13 protein-coding genes and 1 riboswitch are annotated in these 16,447 nt (G+C 39.7%); of the genes, 1 reads left to right on the forward strand and 12 read right to left on the reverse strand.

Annotation, left to right across the window (positions count from 1 at the left end; genetic code table 11):
• Positions 1–86: 86 nt before the first annotated feature.
• From ABJE44_RS15770 to ABJE44_RS15825, 12 genes are all read right to left on the reverse strand, one after another.
• On the reverse strand, positions 87–329 hold the full coding sequence (locus ABJE44_RS15770) for a hypothetical protein (protein WP_348110999.1): 243 nt from the start codon (positions 327–329) through the stop codon (positions 87–89).
• A 422-nt stretch (positions 330–751) separates the two neighbouring features.
• Positions 752–1,237 (reverse strand): hypothetical protein, encoded by a 486-nt coding sequence (locus tag ABJE44_RS15775; RefSeq protein WP_348111000.1) that lies wholly within the window; start codon positions 1,235–1,237, stop codon positions 752–754.
• Positions 1,237–1,818 carry a type II toxin-antitoxin system MqsA family antitoxin gene (locus tag ABJE44_RS15780; protein ID WP_348111001.1) on the reverse strand — a complete coding sequence of 194 codons (582 nt, stop codon included), beginning with the start codon at positions 1,816–1,818 and terminating at the stop codon, positions 1,237–1,239. The genes ABJE44_RS15775 and ABJE44_RS15780 overlap by 1 nt, the downstream gene beginning before the upstream one ends.
• 14 nt (positions 1,819–1,832) lie before the next feature.
• Positions 1,833–2,258 (reverse strand): hypothetical protein, encoded by a 426-nt coding sequence (locus ABJE44_RS15785; protein WP_348111002.1) that lies wholly within the window; start codon positions 2,256–2,258, stop codon positions 1,833–1,835.
• Positions 2,259–2,555: 297 nt separating this feature from the next.
• Positions 2,556–5,156: a DEAD/DEAH box helicase family protein gene (locus tag ABJE44_RS15790; RefSeq protein ID WP_348111003.1), complete on the reverse strand. Its 2,601-nt coding sequence runs from the start codon at positions 5,154–5,156 to the stop codon at positions 2,556–2,558.
• Positions 5,153–6,397 carry a restriction endonuclease subunit S gene (locus ABJE44_RS15795; RefSeq protein WP_348111004.1) on the reverse strand — a complete coding sequence of 415 codons (1,245 nt, stop codon included), beginning with the start codon at positions 6,395–6,397 and terminating at the stop codon, positions 5,153–5,155. The genes ABJE44_RS15790 and ABJE44_RS15795 overlap by 4 nt, the downstream gene beginning before the upstream one ends.
• Before the next feature lie 5 nt (positions 6,398–6,402).
• Positions 6,403–7,872 (reverse strand): N-6 DNA methylase, encoded by a 1,470-nt coding sequence (locus ABJE44_RS15800; protein WP_348111005.1) that lies wholly within the window; start codon positions 7,870–7,872, stop codon positions 6,403–6,405.
• An 86-nt stretch (positions 7,873–7,958) separates the two neighbouring features.
• Positions 7,959–9,689, reverse strand: coding sequence for an N-6 DNA methylase (locus tag ABJE44_RS15805; RefSeq protein WP_348111006.1), 1,731 nt, complete (start codon positions 9,687–9,689; stop codon positions 7,959–7,961).
• Between the two features lie 17 nt (positions 9,690–9,706).
• The gene (locus ABJE44_RS15810) at positions 9,707–9,985 is read right to left on the reverse strand and encodes a hypothetical protein (protein WP_348111007.1); all 279 of its coding nucleotides are present in this window, start codon (positions 9,983–9,985) and stop codon (positions 9,707–9,709) included.
• 317 nt (positions 9,986–10,302) lie between these two features.
• Positions 10,303–10,893 carry a single-stranded DNA-binding protein gene (ssb, locus tag ABJE44_RS15815; protein ID WP_348111008.1) on the reverse strand — a complete coding sequence of 197 codons (591 nt, stop codon included), beginning with the start codon at positions 10,891–10,893 and terminating at the stop codon, positions 10,303–10,305.
• A gap of 12 nt (positions 10,894–10,905) precedes the next feature.
• Positions 10,906–12,246: an MFS transporter gene (locus tag ABJE44_RS15820; protein ID WP_348111009.1), complete on the reverse strand. Its 1,341-nt coding sequence runs from the start codon at positions 12,244–12,246 to the stop codon at positions 10,906–10,908.
• Positions 12,247–12,371: 125 nt separating this feature from the next.
• Positions 12,372–14,045 (reverse strand): serine hydrolase, encoded by a 1,674-nt coding sequence (locus ABJE44_RS15825; RefSeq protein WP_348111010.1) that lies wholly within the window; start codon positions 14,043–14,045, stop codon positions 12,372–12,374.
• A 142-nt stretch (positions 14,046–14,187) separates the two neighbouring features.
• Positions 14,188–14,308, forward strand: a riboswitch (TPP riboswitch).
• A gap of 163 nt (positions 14,309–14,471) precedes the next feature.
• On the opposite strand from ABJE44_RS15825, the gene thiC reads away from it, so the two are divergent.
• The gene (thiC, locus tag ABJE44_RS15830) at positions 14,472–16,436 is read left to right on the forward strand and encodes a phosphomethylpyrimidine synthase ThiC (RefSeq protein WP_348111011.1); all 1,965 of its coding nucleotides are present in this window, start codon (positions 14,472–14,474) and stop codon (positions 16,434–16,436) included.
• Positions 16,437–16,447 lie beyond the last annotated feature (11 nt).

The raw sequence follows: 16,447 nt of genomic DNA on the forward strand, positions 1-16,447 counted from the left end.
GATAACGCTCAGTATTAAGAATTGTTACTTAATAGTAGGGGTAAGGGCAGATTTTTATGAAACATAAATCTAGCCCTTAAGGAATATTACTTGGTAACCAATCCTGATTTCAAACAACCATCTTTGAGCTCTTCAAACATCTCGATGTTTGCTCTAAGTCGTTTAGCATGTTTAGGTGTAGAAGAACCTACTTTTTCACGGGCTTCCATTGAATCGAGTTTTTCTTCAACAATTTTGCAGTTATGTGCTGAAACAGGTAGCTGTGTTTTAGCAAAAGCACCTGTTGAGAAAATAGCTATACTGATTAAACCTACATTTAATAATTTCATATTTTGGCTCCTTGGGTTGAGAAGTAAATACTAGGCTATATTTTCAGAAATGGTTATCAATTAATCCATACACGGTTACCCAAAACGATACCTTTAAAAAAGTAGTCAATTGTTCTTGGTGTAAACATTGACTAATCAGCAATAAACTAAGTTATTCATCTCTAAAAAAGCCGCTTAGTAGCGGCTTCTAACTGTATTTTTCAATATTTTTATTTTTGTCTAAAAGGGTTTCTATCACTAAAGCTATAAAATATAATTGTCAATTATTAAAAATAGCTCATTAAAATCAATAGTTTAGATCAAAAAAAGAACAAAAAAATCAAACTGCGTAAATTTTCATGTTCACTTTTAAGCGTAAAATATTATATTAGCCATCACATATCGTACAAAAACCAAATAAAAAGCATTAAACTTGGCATTTGTTATTGTTCACTGGTCTCGTCTTTCACGCTTCTTTGATTGTGAGCTATTTGTGTCATAGGTAACAGTATTCTTGGTAATCGCATTCTATCGCATTGCGACATTAGAAGTTCTCGCCAATAAGGCCAAACATGGTAGCTAACATTATGCAGGGCGAATTCATTAAAACATTCATCTTCTAAATCGTCTTTAACATCGTACTCAGCAACAAATTCTGCTTCGATGAATACTTGAGGGTTTAATTCTTTTTCCTCGTTTTCAATTGACCATTTAACACCGACCTCAACAAAGACTCTAAATAACTTCTCTTTATTGTCATTTTCAACAACCTCAGATTTCGTTACCAAATGCTTAGTTTGAACGACTAACTCTTCCATATCTGAATGCTTAGGATCAAATCCTTCATAACATTTTGATTCTAAATTTCTAACATAAAGATCTGATATACGAAGAGACTCAATAGCCTTTTGTAAATTTGTATTTGCCATTAACCTACTGCCTGAAGATCACCATAACCAGCATTGTGTCCAAAATCTTTTGACTTAATAACCTTGAGTACTGGACGTGGTTTGGGTTTCGTTGTCGCATTTAACTCAGGGATGAATTGCTTCCAATTCCATTGTTCACTGGATATCTCTTGTTCGACTTCTTTAGTGTATCCAGAGTTATGTGTTAGGTGAGCATATGCTTCAGGCACAGCATGGGCTAATCGCAATAACTTGTCCATTGATTCAGCTTGAGCTACATCGTCAGCTTCATATTTTGAAAATGCTACTGGACCACCACCAAATATTTTAGCGGCATCAGCTTGAGTAAGGACAAGTTCAATCCGAATTTCTTTAAGTTCCTTACCTGTAAGTAAACCATCGACTTCTTTCTTGAATTCAATCATTAATCTTTTATTTTTGCGTAAATCAGAAGATGAAGCTTGCTCTGAACCACAACAAGCACATTCACTATAGTGCATAGGAATAGTCTTACCTTTACCTTTGTATTCAACTTCATTTGTTCCAATTCTTGCTTCAAGAATACCTTCTTCGCAAATTGGACAAGTGGAAATTTTTTTCATTTTTAATTCCTCAATCAAGAACCTGATGGATGGCAAGAAGCAAGTAATAATACTTTTCCAGTCTTACCTATCGCAACTTTGATATAATAATTAAAGCTCATTTCTCTATACGCATTTTCATTCCACTCTCGACGAGTAAATCGATAAGAGTCGCATGCGGCAAATGCACCATTAGGTTTATTTGTACACCATTCAGAATCTATATATTGCCCATGCTCAATTGCATAACGAGTTAGCTCTTCTAAGTCATCTCCATCAAACGACCATTTCTGCATGTCTGATATACACCCATTAGCCCAAGCAATAGGTTGTTTTACATTAAGTATTTCCAATACTTTAGCTGGATCATATAAAGGGCCAGTCACGCCTTTTATCTTTCGACTTTTGCCTGATTCAGGTAGCTCACCAGAATATTGGCTGACGATGATACTGCTTACCATTATGGTAAGTCCACTTTATTTGTCAAAATTTGCTCACTTTAGTTCAATTCATTTGCAAAAATCCCTTTTTTTCGTCTCATCATATTGAAAAGGCGAAAAAAGAAATTTTAAATTATATTAGCCATAACATCACTTCGAAACGTTTTTAATATTCTCAGTATCCATACTCTGGCACTATGATCGTAAGGTGACTGGTAGATAATTTTCTATATGCTCTCATATCTCTCTCCATTATGTTCACTGTTTAGCCCAAAATGATTCAGGAGCTAACTAACACTAATTTCCGATTAATGAGCACTACTCATACAAATACTTTTGAAAACCAACAAACGTTTCCCTAATCGCTGCGGTTGTGCCGAACTCTTGCACCGCATCGCCAATGGTGTGGTATTTCAATTCAATTAAGTTGCGCATTTTACTGGTAGCTAATTCTCCGGCGCCGTCTTCTATGTATTTTTCCAAGATGAAGTCGATAAACTCTTGTTGCTTGTAATCACCAAAGGCTGTTTTGATTTTTGGCTTAGTAGTGGTTACTCGACTTTGACGACTAATTGCTTCTCTTGCGTATGCCACGTAGCGGAGTAAGTCGTACACATCGCTGTCTTTGGCATCTATTAGCTCTTTCATGCCTTCTAGCTTATCTTCGTCGTAACCCGCTTCAGCAAGGCTTTCAAGGAGCTGTTCTCGGGTTGTTGGGTCGCTCCATATTTCTCGCAGTTGGTCTTCGTCTTTGAAGAACTGTGGCAGATCTGAAAAGAGACGTTCTACAAATTCCTTAGCTGTAATTGGCTTATCGCCAAACCAGTACATTACTGACGAGATATGTTTAATTTGTCGCGTTTTACCATCACTGAGTTTAATTGTGATTTTTTCCGATTTATCGCATATACAAGGCGTGTTGTTGCACTCTGGACATTCAACAGGCTCGCATACACAGGGAGAGGCTCCGCAGAGACCACAAGGCGGTTGTTCACATACACAAGGCCCACTTCCACAGTCAGCACAAGGCTCTTTGGGGCAAGTACAAGGGCTAAAGCCGCAAACTTCACAGGGCACTTTTACACAGCTACAGGGCGAGTCACCGCAGACCCCACAAATGTTTTCAGGGGGCAATGGCTCACCGTCCCATTCGGGGTCGGCAAAGTTGTGGTGAGCTTTTACAAAATCATAGATAGTAAAGTAATCTTTGCCCTCATACATACGGGTGCCACGACCAACTATCTGTTTAAACTCAATCATGTTGTTGCAAGGGCGCATGAGCACAATATTGCGTACATTGCGAGCATCAACGCCAGTGGAGAGTTTGCGTGATGTAGTCAATATTGTGGGAATGGTCTTTTCGTTATCTTGAAACGTTTTTAAGTCATTGTCACCAGCTGCACCATCATTGGCGGTAACGCGCACGCAATAGTTGGTGTTGGTCGTCCAGCCTTTTTGCCTAGCATATTGATTGATAAAATCGCGCACCATGCCTGCGTGTTCTTGAGTCGCGCAAAAGACGATGGTTTTCTCTGTTGGTTCGAATAAGTCCATCCAATAATGAACGCGCTTTTGTTCACGCTCTGGGATAGTAATAATGCGATTAAAGTCACCTTCTTTGTACAGCCTGCCAGGCTCTGGAATGCCGTGTACCACCACGCCATCACCTGGGGTATACACATACTCGTCCATTGTCCCTACAATCGGGTACACTTTAAACGGAGTTAAAAAACCGTCGTTAATACCTTGCTTTAAGGTGTAACTGTATACTGGCTCACCAAAATACTTATAGGTGTCGACGTTGTCAGTGCGTTTCGGAGTAGCGGTTAAACCTAATTGAACAGCCGGACTAAAATGTTTAAGAATGTCTTGCCATGCACCTTCATCATTAGCGCCACCACGGTGACATTCATCAATAATAATTAAATCAAAAAAGTCTGAAGGATAATCTCCAAAATAAGGACAATCATCGCCATTATCATCCTTACCTTGCATAAAAGTATTAAATATTGTGAAAAATACAGCGGCATTCTTTGGAACATTTCTCACGCCAGCCTGACGAATTTTATCAGACAATTCAATGTTCATTTTGTCTTCGTCGCTGCGTTCGTTTGATTTTCGCAATTCATCGGATGCTATGCGTAATAGTGCATCCTCGGGAAATGAAGCAAAAGAATTATATGCTTGATTAGCAAGCAAATTTCTATCAGCAAGAAACAGTGTTCTTGGTCTGCGCTTAGCATCATCAGGGTTATGCCAAGAATTCAAACGCCAACGGCTGTGGAATAATTTCCAGGCAATCTGAAAAGCGATGGCTGTTTTCCCAGTGCCAGTCGCGAGCGTCAGTAATATTCTGTTATCGCCTCCGGCAATAGCCTCCAACACGCTATTAATTGCATTTTCTTGGTAGTAACGAGGTGCCCAGTCCCCTTTAAACTCCATCGGAATATTAGCAAAACGTTCTCGCCAAACCTTTTTAAAATCAGGTGCCTTTTTGTCTTGCTCAGCAAAAGTAAGTGACCAGAGTTCTTCTGGTGATAAATAACGCTCAACTAATTTTTCATCACCGGTGAGCATATCAATTTGGTAGATGTCGTGCCCATTGGTGGCATAGGCCAAACGGCATTGTAAGCGCTCGGCATAATCCTTAGCTTGGCGCACGCCTTCGGTATAGCTTAACGCTTCTTTTTTCGCCTCAACCGCCGCTAATTTGCGGCCATTGTACACCAACACATAATCACTGTTTACAGGTTGACTGCGTTTACCACCGATGAGTATACGTCCCGGGCAAATCATTTCCCGTCGAATAGAGCTTTTCTCTACTTCACCCCAGCCGTCATTTATTAACTGAGGATCAATTAAATCAGCGCGGGTGTCAGCTTCATTGCGATTGGCTTTATTCTTAGGAGTTAATGTCACGCGACAATTCCTTTGCTTTTAGTTAATTCGCCAGTAAAGGCTTTTTGGAGAATGGAGCTTTTAAGTTCATCTAAGTCCACTAACTTTTTGCTATATATTCTTGCTAATTTCAAAGCTTCTACTTCTAATTTATCGAAGTCACGACATAGCTCTAACTGCTTATCCAAACTTGGAATACCAATCAAAATATCTTTCATTGTTGTCGTGGAAAGATTGGCTTGTCGAGTTCCATTAGCCGTTGAATACAGCTTATCCAAGAATACTCTTGATCTTAATATTCGAAGAAGAAATCGTTTATCCAACTTCTTCATGTCTATGCTTGTAATTTTTGCAATCCGTTGATTTAGCAATAAAGTTTTGTCAGTCTTCGGTATCTCAACAGTATAGCCATAATCTTCTTTCCCAACAGTTCCAGTAAGGGAGATAATCATATCGCCTTCTTTAAGCTTGAACTGCTCATACTCATCTGAAAAATTATCTGGGTAATATACTGACTTCCTATTTAAGTCTAAAATATTTTGATACAGGTTTCCCATCCGTAGCAATTGTGTATTCGAGGTCTCAACAGTATCTTTACTTTTAAAGGCATATCCATTCTGAAAATTGCAAATATTACCTAGAGATGTATCAACCCAGCCTTCACCTCGTTGACTAAACACTTGCTGCAAATAGCTATCAAACAACTCACGGGCATTTCTCAGGTTTGTCTCTGCTGTAGCGTGGGCCTTTTCGATATCTGCAAAGACTTGATCTAGAATGGAGACGATGCGTTTTTGGCCCTCAATTGAAGGCAGCGGAATCAATGTCGATTCGATGTAGTCTTTCGGAACTCTCTTATGACCAACGGCACCGGTCATAACTGCCTTTCCTTGTTCTCTAAATTTTGGCCGCAGCAAAAAATAATATAAATATTCAGCAAGCAATTCTTTTGACGGTCTGAATACAATGAATTCACTTGACCCAAACCCAATTCCGTTAGTTAGGCCTCGGGCTATACCCAATTTCCCATTTTCAAAGCATGGAGTAATTTTTGCTAACAAGACGTCATTTTCTGCGAAGTAAGTATAGCTGCCACTAACTTTTGATAATTGCTTATTCTCGTCTAATTCAAGGTCAACAGTATTAATTCCGAGATTTTTCATTGGAACAAACGATACGAGATCTGTTGGCGATAAAACTTTCTTAGCTTCAGATTTTGGTGGCTTAATTTCGCAGCAATCATTTAATTTAACAAATTTCATGACCATCAACTAATTACCTTTTGAATATTAGCTAAAATCGCTTCACTCTCTTTATCCAGCGCAATAATTTCGTCAATAATTGCTTCCGGTTCACGCAAAGGTGCTTCTTCCTTGGCATTAGGATTTTTAACCGATAAATCCCAAGTGCTGTTGTCCAGTTCACTGGTTGCCAATGACCATGAATTGTCTGAATCGGTGAAACTTACTTGAGACTCAACAAACTCTTTTAAGTCCTTGTCATTTAATGGATTAGTTTTACCCATATTACGACCAACATTAAGCTGATAAAACCACGTGCTTTGTGTCGGTTCACCTTTTGTAAAAAACAACACAACCGTTTTAACCCCAGCACCAATAAAGGTGCCGCCGGGACAATCCAAGATAGTATGTAAATTACAGTTTTCGAGTAGCTCTTTACGCAGGGCAATGGCTGCTTTATCGGTATTAGACAAAAAGGTGTTTTTAATCACTATGGCAGCGCGGCCGCCGGGTTTGAGTGATTTGATAAAATGTTGCAAAAACAGGAAGGCGGTTTCACCGGTTTTGATAGGGAAGTTTTGCTGTACCTCAGGACGCTCTTTGCCACCAAAAGGCGGATTAGCTAAAATAATGTCGTGTTGCCTATTAGGGGTAATGTCTTGAAGGTTTTCAGCCAAGGTGTTGGTGTGAATAACGTTAGGCGCTTCTATACCGTGTAATATCATGTTCATGATGGCAATCACATAAGCCAGTGACTTTTTCTCTTTGGCGTAAAAGGTGTTTTCTTGCAATACCGTTAAGTCACTGGACTTAAGTTGTCGCTTTTCAGTACCGCCTTGACGTAAATAATCAAAGGTTTCACATAAAAAGCCAGCTGACCCTGCGGCGGGGTCGTATATGGTTTCACCAATTTGCGGTTTTATCACGTCTATCATGGCGCGGATTAGCGGGCGCGGTGTGTAGTATTCGCCACCGTTACGTCCAGCATTACCCATGTTTTTAATTTTTACTTCATAGAGGTGAGATAACTCGTGCTTGGCTTCTTGTGAGCGAAATTGCAGTTCGTCTACTTTTTCAAGGGCGTCTCGCAGCGAGTAACCACTTTGAATTTTGTTTTTTATCTCACCAAAAATTTCGCCAATTTTATATTCAATGGTATTAGGGCTTTCTGCGCGCTGCTTAAAGCCTTTGAGGTAGGGGAATAACTCGCCATCGACATATTCCATCAAGTCATCACCGGTTAAAGCGTTGTCGTGATCAAAGCTGCCATCGGCTTTTTTAGGCGCTGCCCACTTGCTCCAGCGGTGCGCTTCGTCAATGATGTAGCTGTAATCCTGCTCCATTAACTCAGCTTCTTGCGACTTGGCAAATTCTAAGTCATCCAGATACTTTAAAAACAGCATCCATGAAGTTTGTTCTGTATAGTCTAACTCGCTTGAGCAACCAGCGTCTTTATGGAGAATGTCGTCGATGTTTTTAAATGTTTGTTCAAACACGTTGTAATATCCTTTTGGCATGGGGCCAACTACGTCCCCATTATTATAATTTTTAATCTATAAATCAATCAGATGAGTAATTCGCTTTAAACAGGCCAACTCTGATTTAGCCCACTAATTTCTGCACTCAATTTTTCCATTTGAGTATTAATTGCTAGCACCTGTGACCTTATTTGCTCTGCTCGTTGTAACTCTTCTTCATTGAAGCTTGGAACTTTAAAGTTTGCCATTGCTTTCGAGGCAATCATTAATGCCGTTGTACCAGTCGCTACGCCTTGCAATTGTGATTGACCAACTGCTGATATAAAAAACTGATAAAGAGCTATAGTCGAGATTCCAGAGGTACTATGAACTCGAATAATTGAGAACACTTGGCTAGCGATACTATTTTCAGGAATATCGTCTGGAACCACAGCAACTTTGCCTATAGCCCCTTTACATACAACTAAGAGATCACCCGGTTTAATTATTTGCTTTGATGCTTTTACTTTATCAACCAATGAGACTTTTACGCTTCTTCCATAACCTGTTAGCTGACCCACAGAGTTGATGTCATGAATACTAAACTCTGTAAATTCATGATTACCAGATTCCTTATGCTTCAGCGGTTGAGGGCGGATTAAAGTTGCAATTTCAGCCAGTTCTTTACTATCGTGGTTATCTAGAAACTCCTGAATTTGCTTTTCTTCCTCACTAATAACATACCGACTTGGGGATAAGCTAAAGTTATTCTCTGTAATCCCTTCCATTGTTACCAATTCTGAGATTTCAGAAGGACGCATATCCTCTACAAGTTCAGAAATATAATGAATGTTTGTTAGTTTATTTCGCGATCTACCAATCGATTGAGTAAATTCATCTCCAGAAGCGTCTACGAATAATGTTGCTCTACTATTGTGTTTCTTATCTAGAATAATTAGATTGATGCTAATACCAGACTGAGCAAGTAGTTTTTGTGGTAATGCCACTACTGCTTTAAGCCATCCTTTTTCCAGAATGTCTCGTTTAAATTCCCCTTCACCTGCTGCGCTTCGGTGAAGAAAGCCCGATGATACGTATGCTGCAACAAAGTCGCTTTGCGCTAACATATGACGCAAATGATACACTTCACCCATCAGGGCATTTTCAGGGAATCGATCCCAAATATCTTTTACTTTGGAGTACTTAACATTTACTGCGGGGAATGCAAATGAACTGTCAAACTGTTGCAAACCACCTTCACCAATGAAACTTGGGCTGGCAATAGGATCAGAGCAATTCACCTTAGCATTTAGGTCGAGCAGTAAATTAAACATCTCAGCAAACATTGCTGTTTGAGCGTGCTTCGTTTCAATTGCGATATTACTGTTAACTGGCAGCTCTGATATGAAGCTCACACAGCTCTCAAACGGGCAGTACAGTTTGGTGTCTTCGTCTGGTTTCATAGAGACTGCAAGCTGAATCAATTCATATGGAGTGTGAAAAAAACCAGAATGAAAGCCTTCCGACAAATTAGCAATCGCATAAACAATGTCTCTGTAACTAGCTGCACCAGATTGTAAAAGCATTTTTAATGCAGCTAGATATTCAGTCAGTTCATTATTCGTCATTTCTTTCATAAAAAGATTGAATACTTCTTCCCAATAGGGGAAGAAGTATTCAACTAGTTTCTTAACTTCTTCAAAATTTATATTGGACGATAGCTCAATTCCTTCAGGCAGCTTATTTTCATCTGCTAATTTGATGATTACTGCCATTAGTCCCAATATTTGAGCTGCATTTACCGTATCGTATGATCCACGGTAAGTATCTAATAGAGAATGTAATGCTTTGTTCACGGTATAGTTCCTTGAAATTAATGTAGATGACGAGCTTTATTACGGCTGTAGCTGTCAAGCGAGTAAGCCGTGATTTCAACTCCATTAGCTTCCACAAGCACTACGCCACCTTTGTTTTTCATTTTCTGCATATCTTTGGATAGCTTGTTGATTTCAGAAAGTGCCGCTTCAATACCTTTCTCGTTAAGAATGGTTTTGTCACCATCGTCAACACCAAACATTTTCACGATCTCTAACATTTGTTGTTTGATTCCGCGTTGGTTCATACGTTGATGAATGTGTCTTGTTTTAGCCATGTCTAATACCCTCCGTATCTTCGATGGTTAAAACTATAGCGTTTATAAAATAAATTGCAACAATATTATTATAATTTTTTACTTATTTTTTTATGGTTAATTTATTAAATTTGAAGGGTTTTAAGTAACCTATTGTTTTGTTTGATATAAATCTATTAAGAGAATATGAGCTGAGTTTTAATGTTACTTTGGCAACGTAAATATTGATATTTTCAATGTATACACTGCAAAAATAAAAAACCCAGTTTTTACACTGGGTTTGAATAAAAACTCTAATTAAAAGTGGTTCATATTTACACTTTTAAGTCATTCGTAAGCTAGAACGGAATGTCGTCATCAAAGTCAAAATCTGGCTCAGGTGCAGGATTCGGTTTACCTTGAGCCGGAGCTTGATTAAACCCTTGGTTTTGAGCTGGAGCTTGGTTGAAGCCTTGATTTTGAGCTGGCGGCTGTTGATATTGAGGCTGTTGTTGATAGCCTTGGTTTTGCTGAGGTGCTGCTTGTGGTGCAGACCGCTGCTGTCCTTGGAAGCCGCCTTCAGATTGTGATTGTCCGCCACTTTTGCCGCCCAACATTTGCATTACGCCATTAAAGGGGTCGAGAACAACCTCTGTGGTGTAACGGTCTTGACCTTGTTGATCTTGCCATTTACGGGTTTGTAATTTGCCTTCTACATATATTTGGCTGCCTTTACGTAAATATTCGCCTGCTATTTCAGCTAACTTGCCAAACATTGAAACTCGGTGCCATTCGGTTTTTTCTTGAATCTGACCACTTTGGTCTTTCCAGCTCTCTGAGGTGGCTAAAGTTAAATTAGCGACCGCTTTGCCATTAGGGGTATATCTGACTTCAGGATCTTTACCTAAGTTACCTACTAAAATTACTTTATTTACGCCTTTACTCGCCATTATGACTCCTAATTATTCTGGTATGTTCAACAAGTCTCTAGCTTGCTGAATATCGAAATGTTTACCATCTGCTTTTAAGTAAACAACTTGCTCACTAGGTACTAGGGTGATATCCATTACACCTTCTAATTTGGCAAGTTGTTGAAACGCTAGATCAGTGGATTTATTTTGTGTTTTAAGTGTATATCTTTTTAAGCGATTAGTCGCCTGTAAACCGCGTATAAAAAATAGCCAAAGAACACATACAAGGCTGGCAATTACAAATACCCACTGCAGACCAAAATACTCGCTTATGCTACCGGATGTTACCCCGCCTATGAATGCACCAAAAAATTGAAAGCTAGCATAAATACCCATTGCAGAGCCTTTCTTTCCGGCAGGAGCAATATTAGACACCATCGCTGGGAAGTTGGCTTCAAGATAATTGAAACAGGTAAAAAACAAGCTAATTAGTATTATTAAATAGATCAAAGAATGATGGCCAAAAATCATACATGTGAATACTAGGGCGAGACCTAATACACTAATTTGTAATATGGCACTTGGATGTTTAGCCGCTACTTTCATTAAACCTAATAATCCAATTATGGAGGCAACTAATACCATTAAATAAACCTGCCAATGGCTAGCTAGGGGCCAGTTCAAGTCCACTAACAATATAGGAATTTGCACAAACACTAAGGTGATCATCATGTGAAGTAATAACACACTAATATTTAGACGTAGTAGTTGGGGGTGTTTAAATAGATTTTTAAGATCATCAAGAACTGGCAGGGTGTCACCCTTAGGGGCAATGTTAACGGCATTAGGCACCGCAAATATCACTAATAAAATACACACTACAGCTAAAAATCCGGTGGCCATAAATATGCCACTTAAGCCAAACTTACCGGCTATGACAGGGCCCAATAACAAGGCTAGATAAAATGAAAAACCAATTGAAATACCTATTACAGCCATTACTTTAGGGCGCTGGGATTCGCGGCTTAAATCGCCTGCCAGAGCCATGATTGCTCCGGCAATTGCACCAGCTCCTTGCAGGAATCTTCCAATTACTATCCATGTCAAACTTTCAGATAAACCTGCTAATACACTGCCTATGGAGAATAATATTAAGCCTACTACAATTACAGGCTTACGACCTATTTTGTCTGAAAGCACACCCATAGGAATTTGTAATATTGCTTGGGTAAGGCCATATCCACCAATAGCTAAGCCTACTAAAAATGCAGAGTAATCTACATAATTTGTGGCGCTAATCGCTAATACAGGCATCACCATAAACAAACCAAGCATGCGTAAAACATATACAAATGCTAGGGAAAATGCGGTGCGAAGTTCTATGGAGTTCAATGTAGAGAGTATCTGTTATTAGTTAATTTATAAGTGTGGTTAAACAAGGGAAAAACTGGCCGAATAGTCTAACATAAGTTTTTGCATGACTCACCCAATTAGCGCTTTGCTAATTGGGTTGCAGTTTAGTCAATTTTATTAAAAAACATATCTAAGTATTCGTGGTTTTCAGGTTCTTCTACCTTAAAGGGCGTCAAAGTGAATGAGGTTACTACACTGTTTATGTCAGTATTAAAGTGGATAAATGCATGACTAGCGGCATTTTGATTATCCCAAATTATTTTAAAGCTATGTTCATTAAATGGTTTTAGTGTTCCTGTAAGACTCAACATTCGGTCTGAATGAATACGTAATTTACCGTTAGAATTTTCTATAATTATCTTTCCAAACCACTTGTCTTCAAAAGTACCCACATAGTTTGATTGCGCTAATAAAACAGTGTTTGTGCCCTTGGGCTCTTGCCAATTTGCTAAGTACTCTTGCTTGCGAACTTCGCGATACTCAAATTCATCTTGTACCCAATCATAGTCATCATTTGGACTTACAAATGCTTTTAAGATGGTTTGCATAATCGATGCCCTAGCGCCTGAATTTGAGCCATTACTAAGCAAAACAATGCCTAACTCTAATTTTGGCACTAAAGTAACAAAGGCCTGAAAGCCTGATATGGTACCGGTATGTGAGGCAAGCTGTAGGCCGTCTACATCAAATAATCGCCAACCTAAACCGTAGGTTTTAATGTGGGTTTGGTTGTTCTCTCGCTCTCTTTTGGGTAAGGGTAATATGGTGGTGGGAGACCACATTTCTTTGAGTCTTTGGGCGCTAAATACCTGAGTTTCAAATTCTTGTTCTTCTAAATTTAACTGTTTATTTAAGGTTAATAAATAAGCGGCCCACTTCAACATGTCTTGTGCATTACAGACTATACCGCCAGCTGCTGCAGACATTAATGTTTTGCCATTGATGCCGTTGCGGGGTATTTCAAAAAAATCATTATTTGAGTTAATTCCATATCCTTTTGATACATTCTCAAGAGCTGCTTTTGGCATATCACCGGCATAGCAATTCATATTGAGTGGCGCAAATATTCGAGTGTCTACGAATTGTTCCCAAGGCATATTAGTTATTCGGGCTACAATTTCAGCTGCGGTAATATACATAACATTACTGTAAGCATATTGGGACCTGAAGCTATATTTTGGTGTTAGGTAATGTAGTTTAGAAATAACTTCTTGCCGAGAAAATCCTGAAGGTTCTGGCCAAATCATGCTGTCACCAGCTCCACTGACTAAACCACTTTTGTGAGTGAGTAAATCTCGAATGGTAAACTCTGCTGTTACCCAAGGGTCCATCATTTTAAATTCTGGCAAATGATCGGTGACCTTGTCTTCCCAGTTTAGTTTTCCTTCGTCTACCAAAATTCCTAAGCTTGCAACGGTAAAGGCTTTGCTGGTGGAGCCAATACGAAATTGAGTGGTCGCAGTGACTGCTAAGTCACCTTTGATATCCCGTTTACCATAACCTTCTAGATGAATTGCTCTCCCTTTGTAAGTCACACCCACTGCCATACCGGGGGTAGCAAACTTATCTAGGGCCTGAGCAACTTGTGCTGGCAAAGACGTTAAATCAACAGGTTCCGATAACTGCTCGTTAGCGTGAGCTTTTAATAGCCCAAGTATGCTGAAAATCAAAAAGAAGGTAATAGCTTTAAAGGTTTGGGTCATTGAAAATCCAGCTTGTTTATCATGAATAATGTAGGAGTCTGCGCTCAATATAGTGAGGAATAATGAACTATTCATAGAATAGAGTCTAACGTGAATTGTTCGATAGCAAATTTTTATTGTCACGGCTATTAAAATTGGTAAACACAGAATCGCCCTCACTTTAGACATAGGTAATGAAAATACGCCTTGCGCCTAAATTATTACTTTGTTTTAATATTCACTCTTGTCGGAGTGCGAGTATTTTTACTTAGGTAATGATGCGAGCTGAGACCGTTAATTCGGGATCCGTTGAACCTGATCGAGTTAGAACTCGCGAAGGAAACAAGCATAACCTTGTTGGATAAGGCTATTTTAGAATTAGCCTATCCAACAAGGTTACCGCCTAACAAAGTGTATTTTTATCCACAGTAGCTATGTGGATATTACTCTTTGTTGGCGCTTATCAACATATAACCTCTCCAGACAAGCAACTTCATTTTTTAACACTATGAGAGATTGCTAATGTCAAACCGTCGTCAAACTCGTGCTAAGGCACAACAATTTATAGATAACCTAAAACCACTGTTACATCCAAACTCTCACAAGGTACATTTGCGGGGAACCTTGCATGATATCCAAGTAGGTATGCGGGCTATCACTCAAACTGATACTGTTTTAGGAGGGAGTGAAGATGCCCCCGTTACTGAACAAAATCCAGATATTATGGTATACGACTGTGCCGGGCCATATTCAGATCCTAATGCCAATATCAATGTGCGTCAGGGCTTGGTGAAACTGCGCCGTGACTGGATCATGCAGCGCAATGATGTTGAGCAGCTCTGCCATGCTAGCTCACGCTTTACCCAAGAGCGAATGGCCGATGACGGCTTAGATCATTTACGTTTTGATTCACTCGACAAACCCCTCAAAGCCAAAGCTGGCAAATGTGTCACTCAAATGCATTATGCCAAGGCTGGTATTATTACCCCCGAAATGGAATACATAGCTATTCGTGAAAACATGGCTCGTGAGCAAGTAACTGCTGAAGTCTTAACTCAAAAAGCCCCAGGTAATGCTTATGGTGCTGTTGTTGGGCAGCCTATCACTGCAGAGTTTGTGCGTGATGAAGTGGCTAGAGGGCGCGCTATTATTCCCGTAAATATTAATCATCCAGAAGCGGAACCCATGATCATTGGCCGTAACTTTTTAGTGAAAGTAAACGCTAATATTGGTAACTCGGCGGTAACCTCTTCGATTGAAGAGGAAGTTGAAAAGCTTGTTTGGTCCACCCGTTGGGGCGCAGATACAGTAATGGATTTGTCCACAGGTCGTTATATTCACGAAACCCGAGAATGGATTGTACGTAATTCACCTGTGCCTATTGGTACAGTGCCTATTTATCAAGCTTTAGAAAAAGTAAATGGTGTGGCAGAAGATCTTACATGGGAAGTATTTCGAGACACCTTAATTGAGCAAGCTGAACAAGGCGTTGACTACTTTACTATTCATGCAGGTGTGCTTTTACGCTACGTACCTATGACAGCTAAACGCTTGACGGGCATAGTGTCTCGAGGTGGTTCTATCATGGCTAAGTGGTGTTTGTTTCACCATAAAGAAAGCTTTTTATATGAACACTTTAAAGAAATTTGTGAGCTATGTGCTGCTTATGATGTGTCGCTTTCGTTAGGTGACGGTATGCGCCCCGGTTGTATTGCCGATGCCAATGATGAAGCCCAATTTGCTGAGCTAGAAACCCTAGGTGAGTTAGTGAAAATTGCGTGGGAGTACGATGTACAAACCATTATAGAAGGGCCCGGTCATATCCCTATGCAGTTAATTAAAGAGAACATAGATAAGCAATTAGACATATGTGGTGAAGCGCCATTTTATACATTGGGCCCGCAAACCACTGATATAGCGCCTGGGTATGACCATTTTACCTCAGGAATTGGCGCGGCCATGATTGGTTGGTATGGAGTGGCAATGCTTTGCTATGTGACACCTAAAGAACATTTAGGTTTACCCAATAAAGAGGATGTAAAGCAAGGCTTAATCGCTTACAAGATTGCCGCCCATGCTGCGGATGTAGCTAAAGGTCACCCAGGTGCGCAAATTCGTGACAATGCTTTATCTAAAGCCCGTTTTGAATTTAGATGGGAGGACCAATACAACTTAGGGTTAGACCCTGATACTGCTAGGGCTTATCACGATGAAAGTCTGCCTCAAGAGTCTGCCAAAGTGGCACACTTTTGTTCTATGTGTGGACCAAAATTTTGTTCCATGAAAATAACCCAAGAAGTTCGAGAATACGCAGCCAAACAACAGATACAAGTTGAACAAGATGCTTCTCGTTTGGCTGCCAACCGAGCTAGTTTAAGTTCGGCCGACATACAATCTGCCATGGCTGAAAAATCAGCAGAGTTTAAGGCCCAAGGTGCGCAAATTTACACTCCTGTTAGCAGTGAATTTACTACTGAGTCCGAATAAATAATGAACAA

Origin of the sequence: Paraglaciecola sp., from assembly GCF_039942875.1 — a bacterium.
GTDB lineage: Bacteria > Pseudomonadota > Gammaproteobacteria > Enterobacterales > Alteromonadaceae > Paraglaciecola.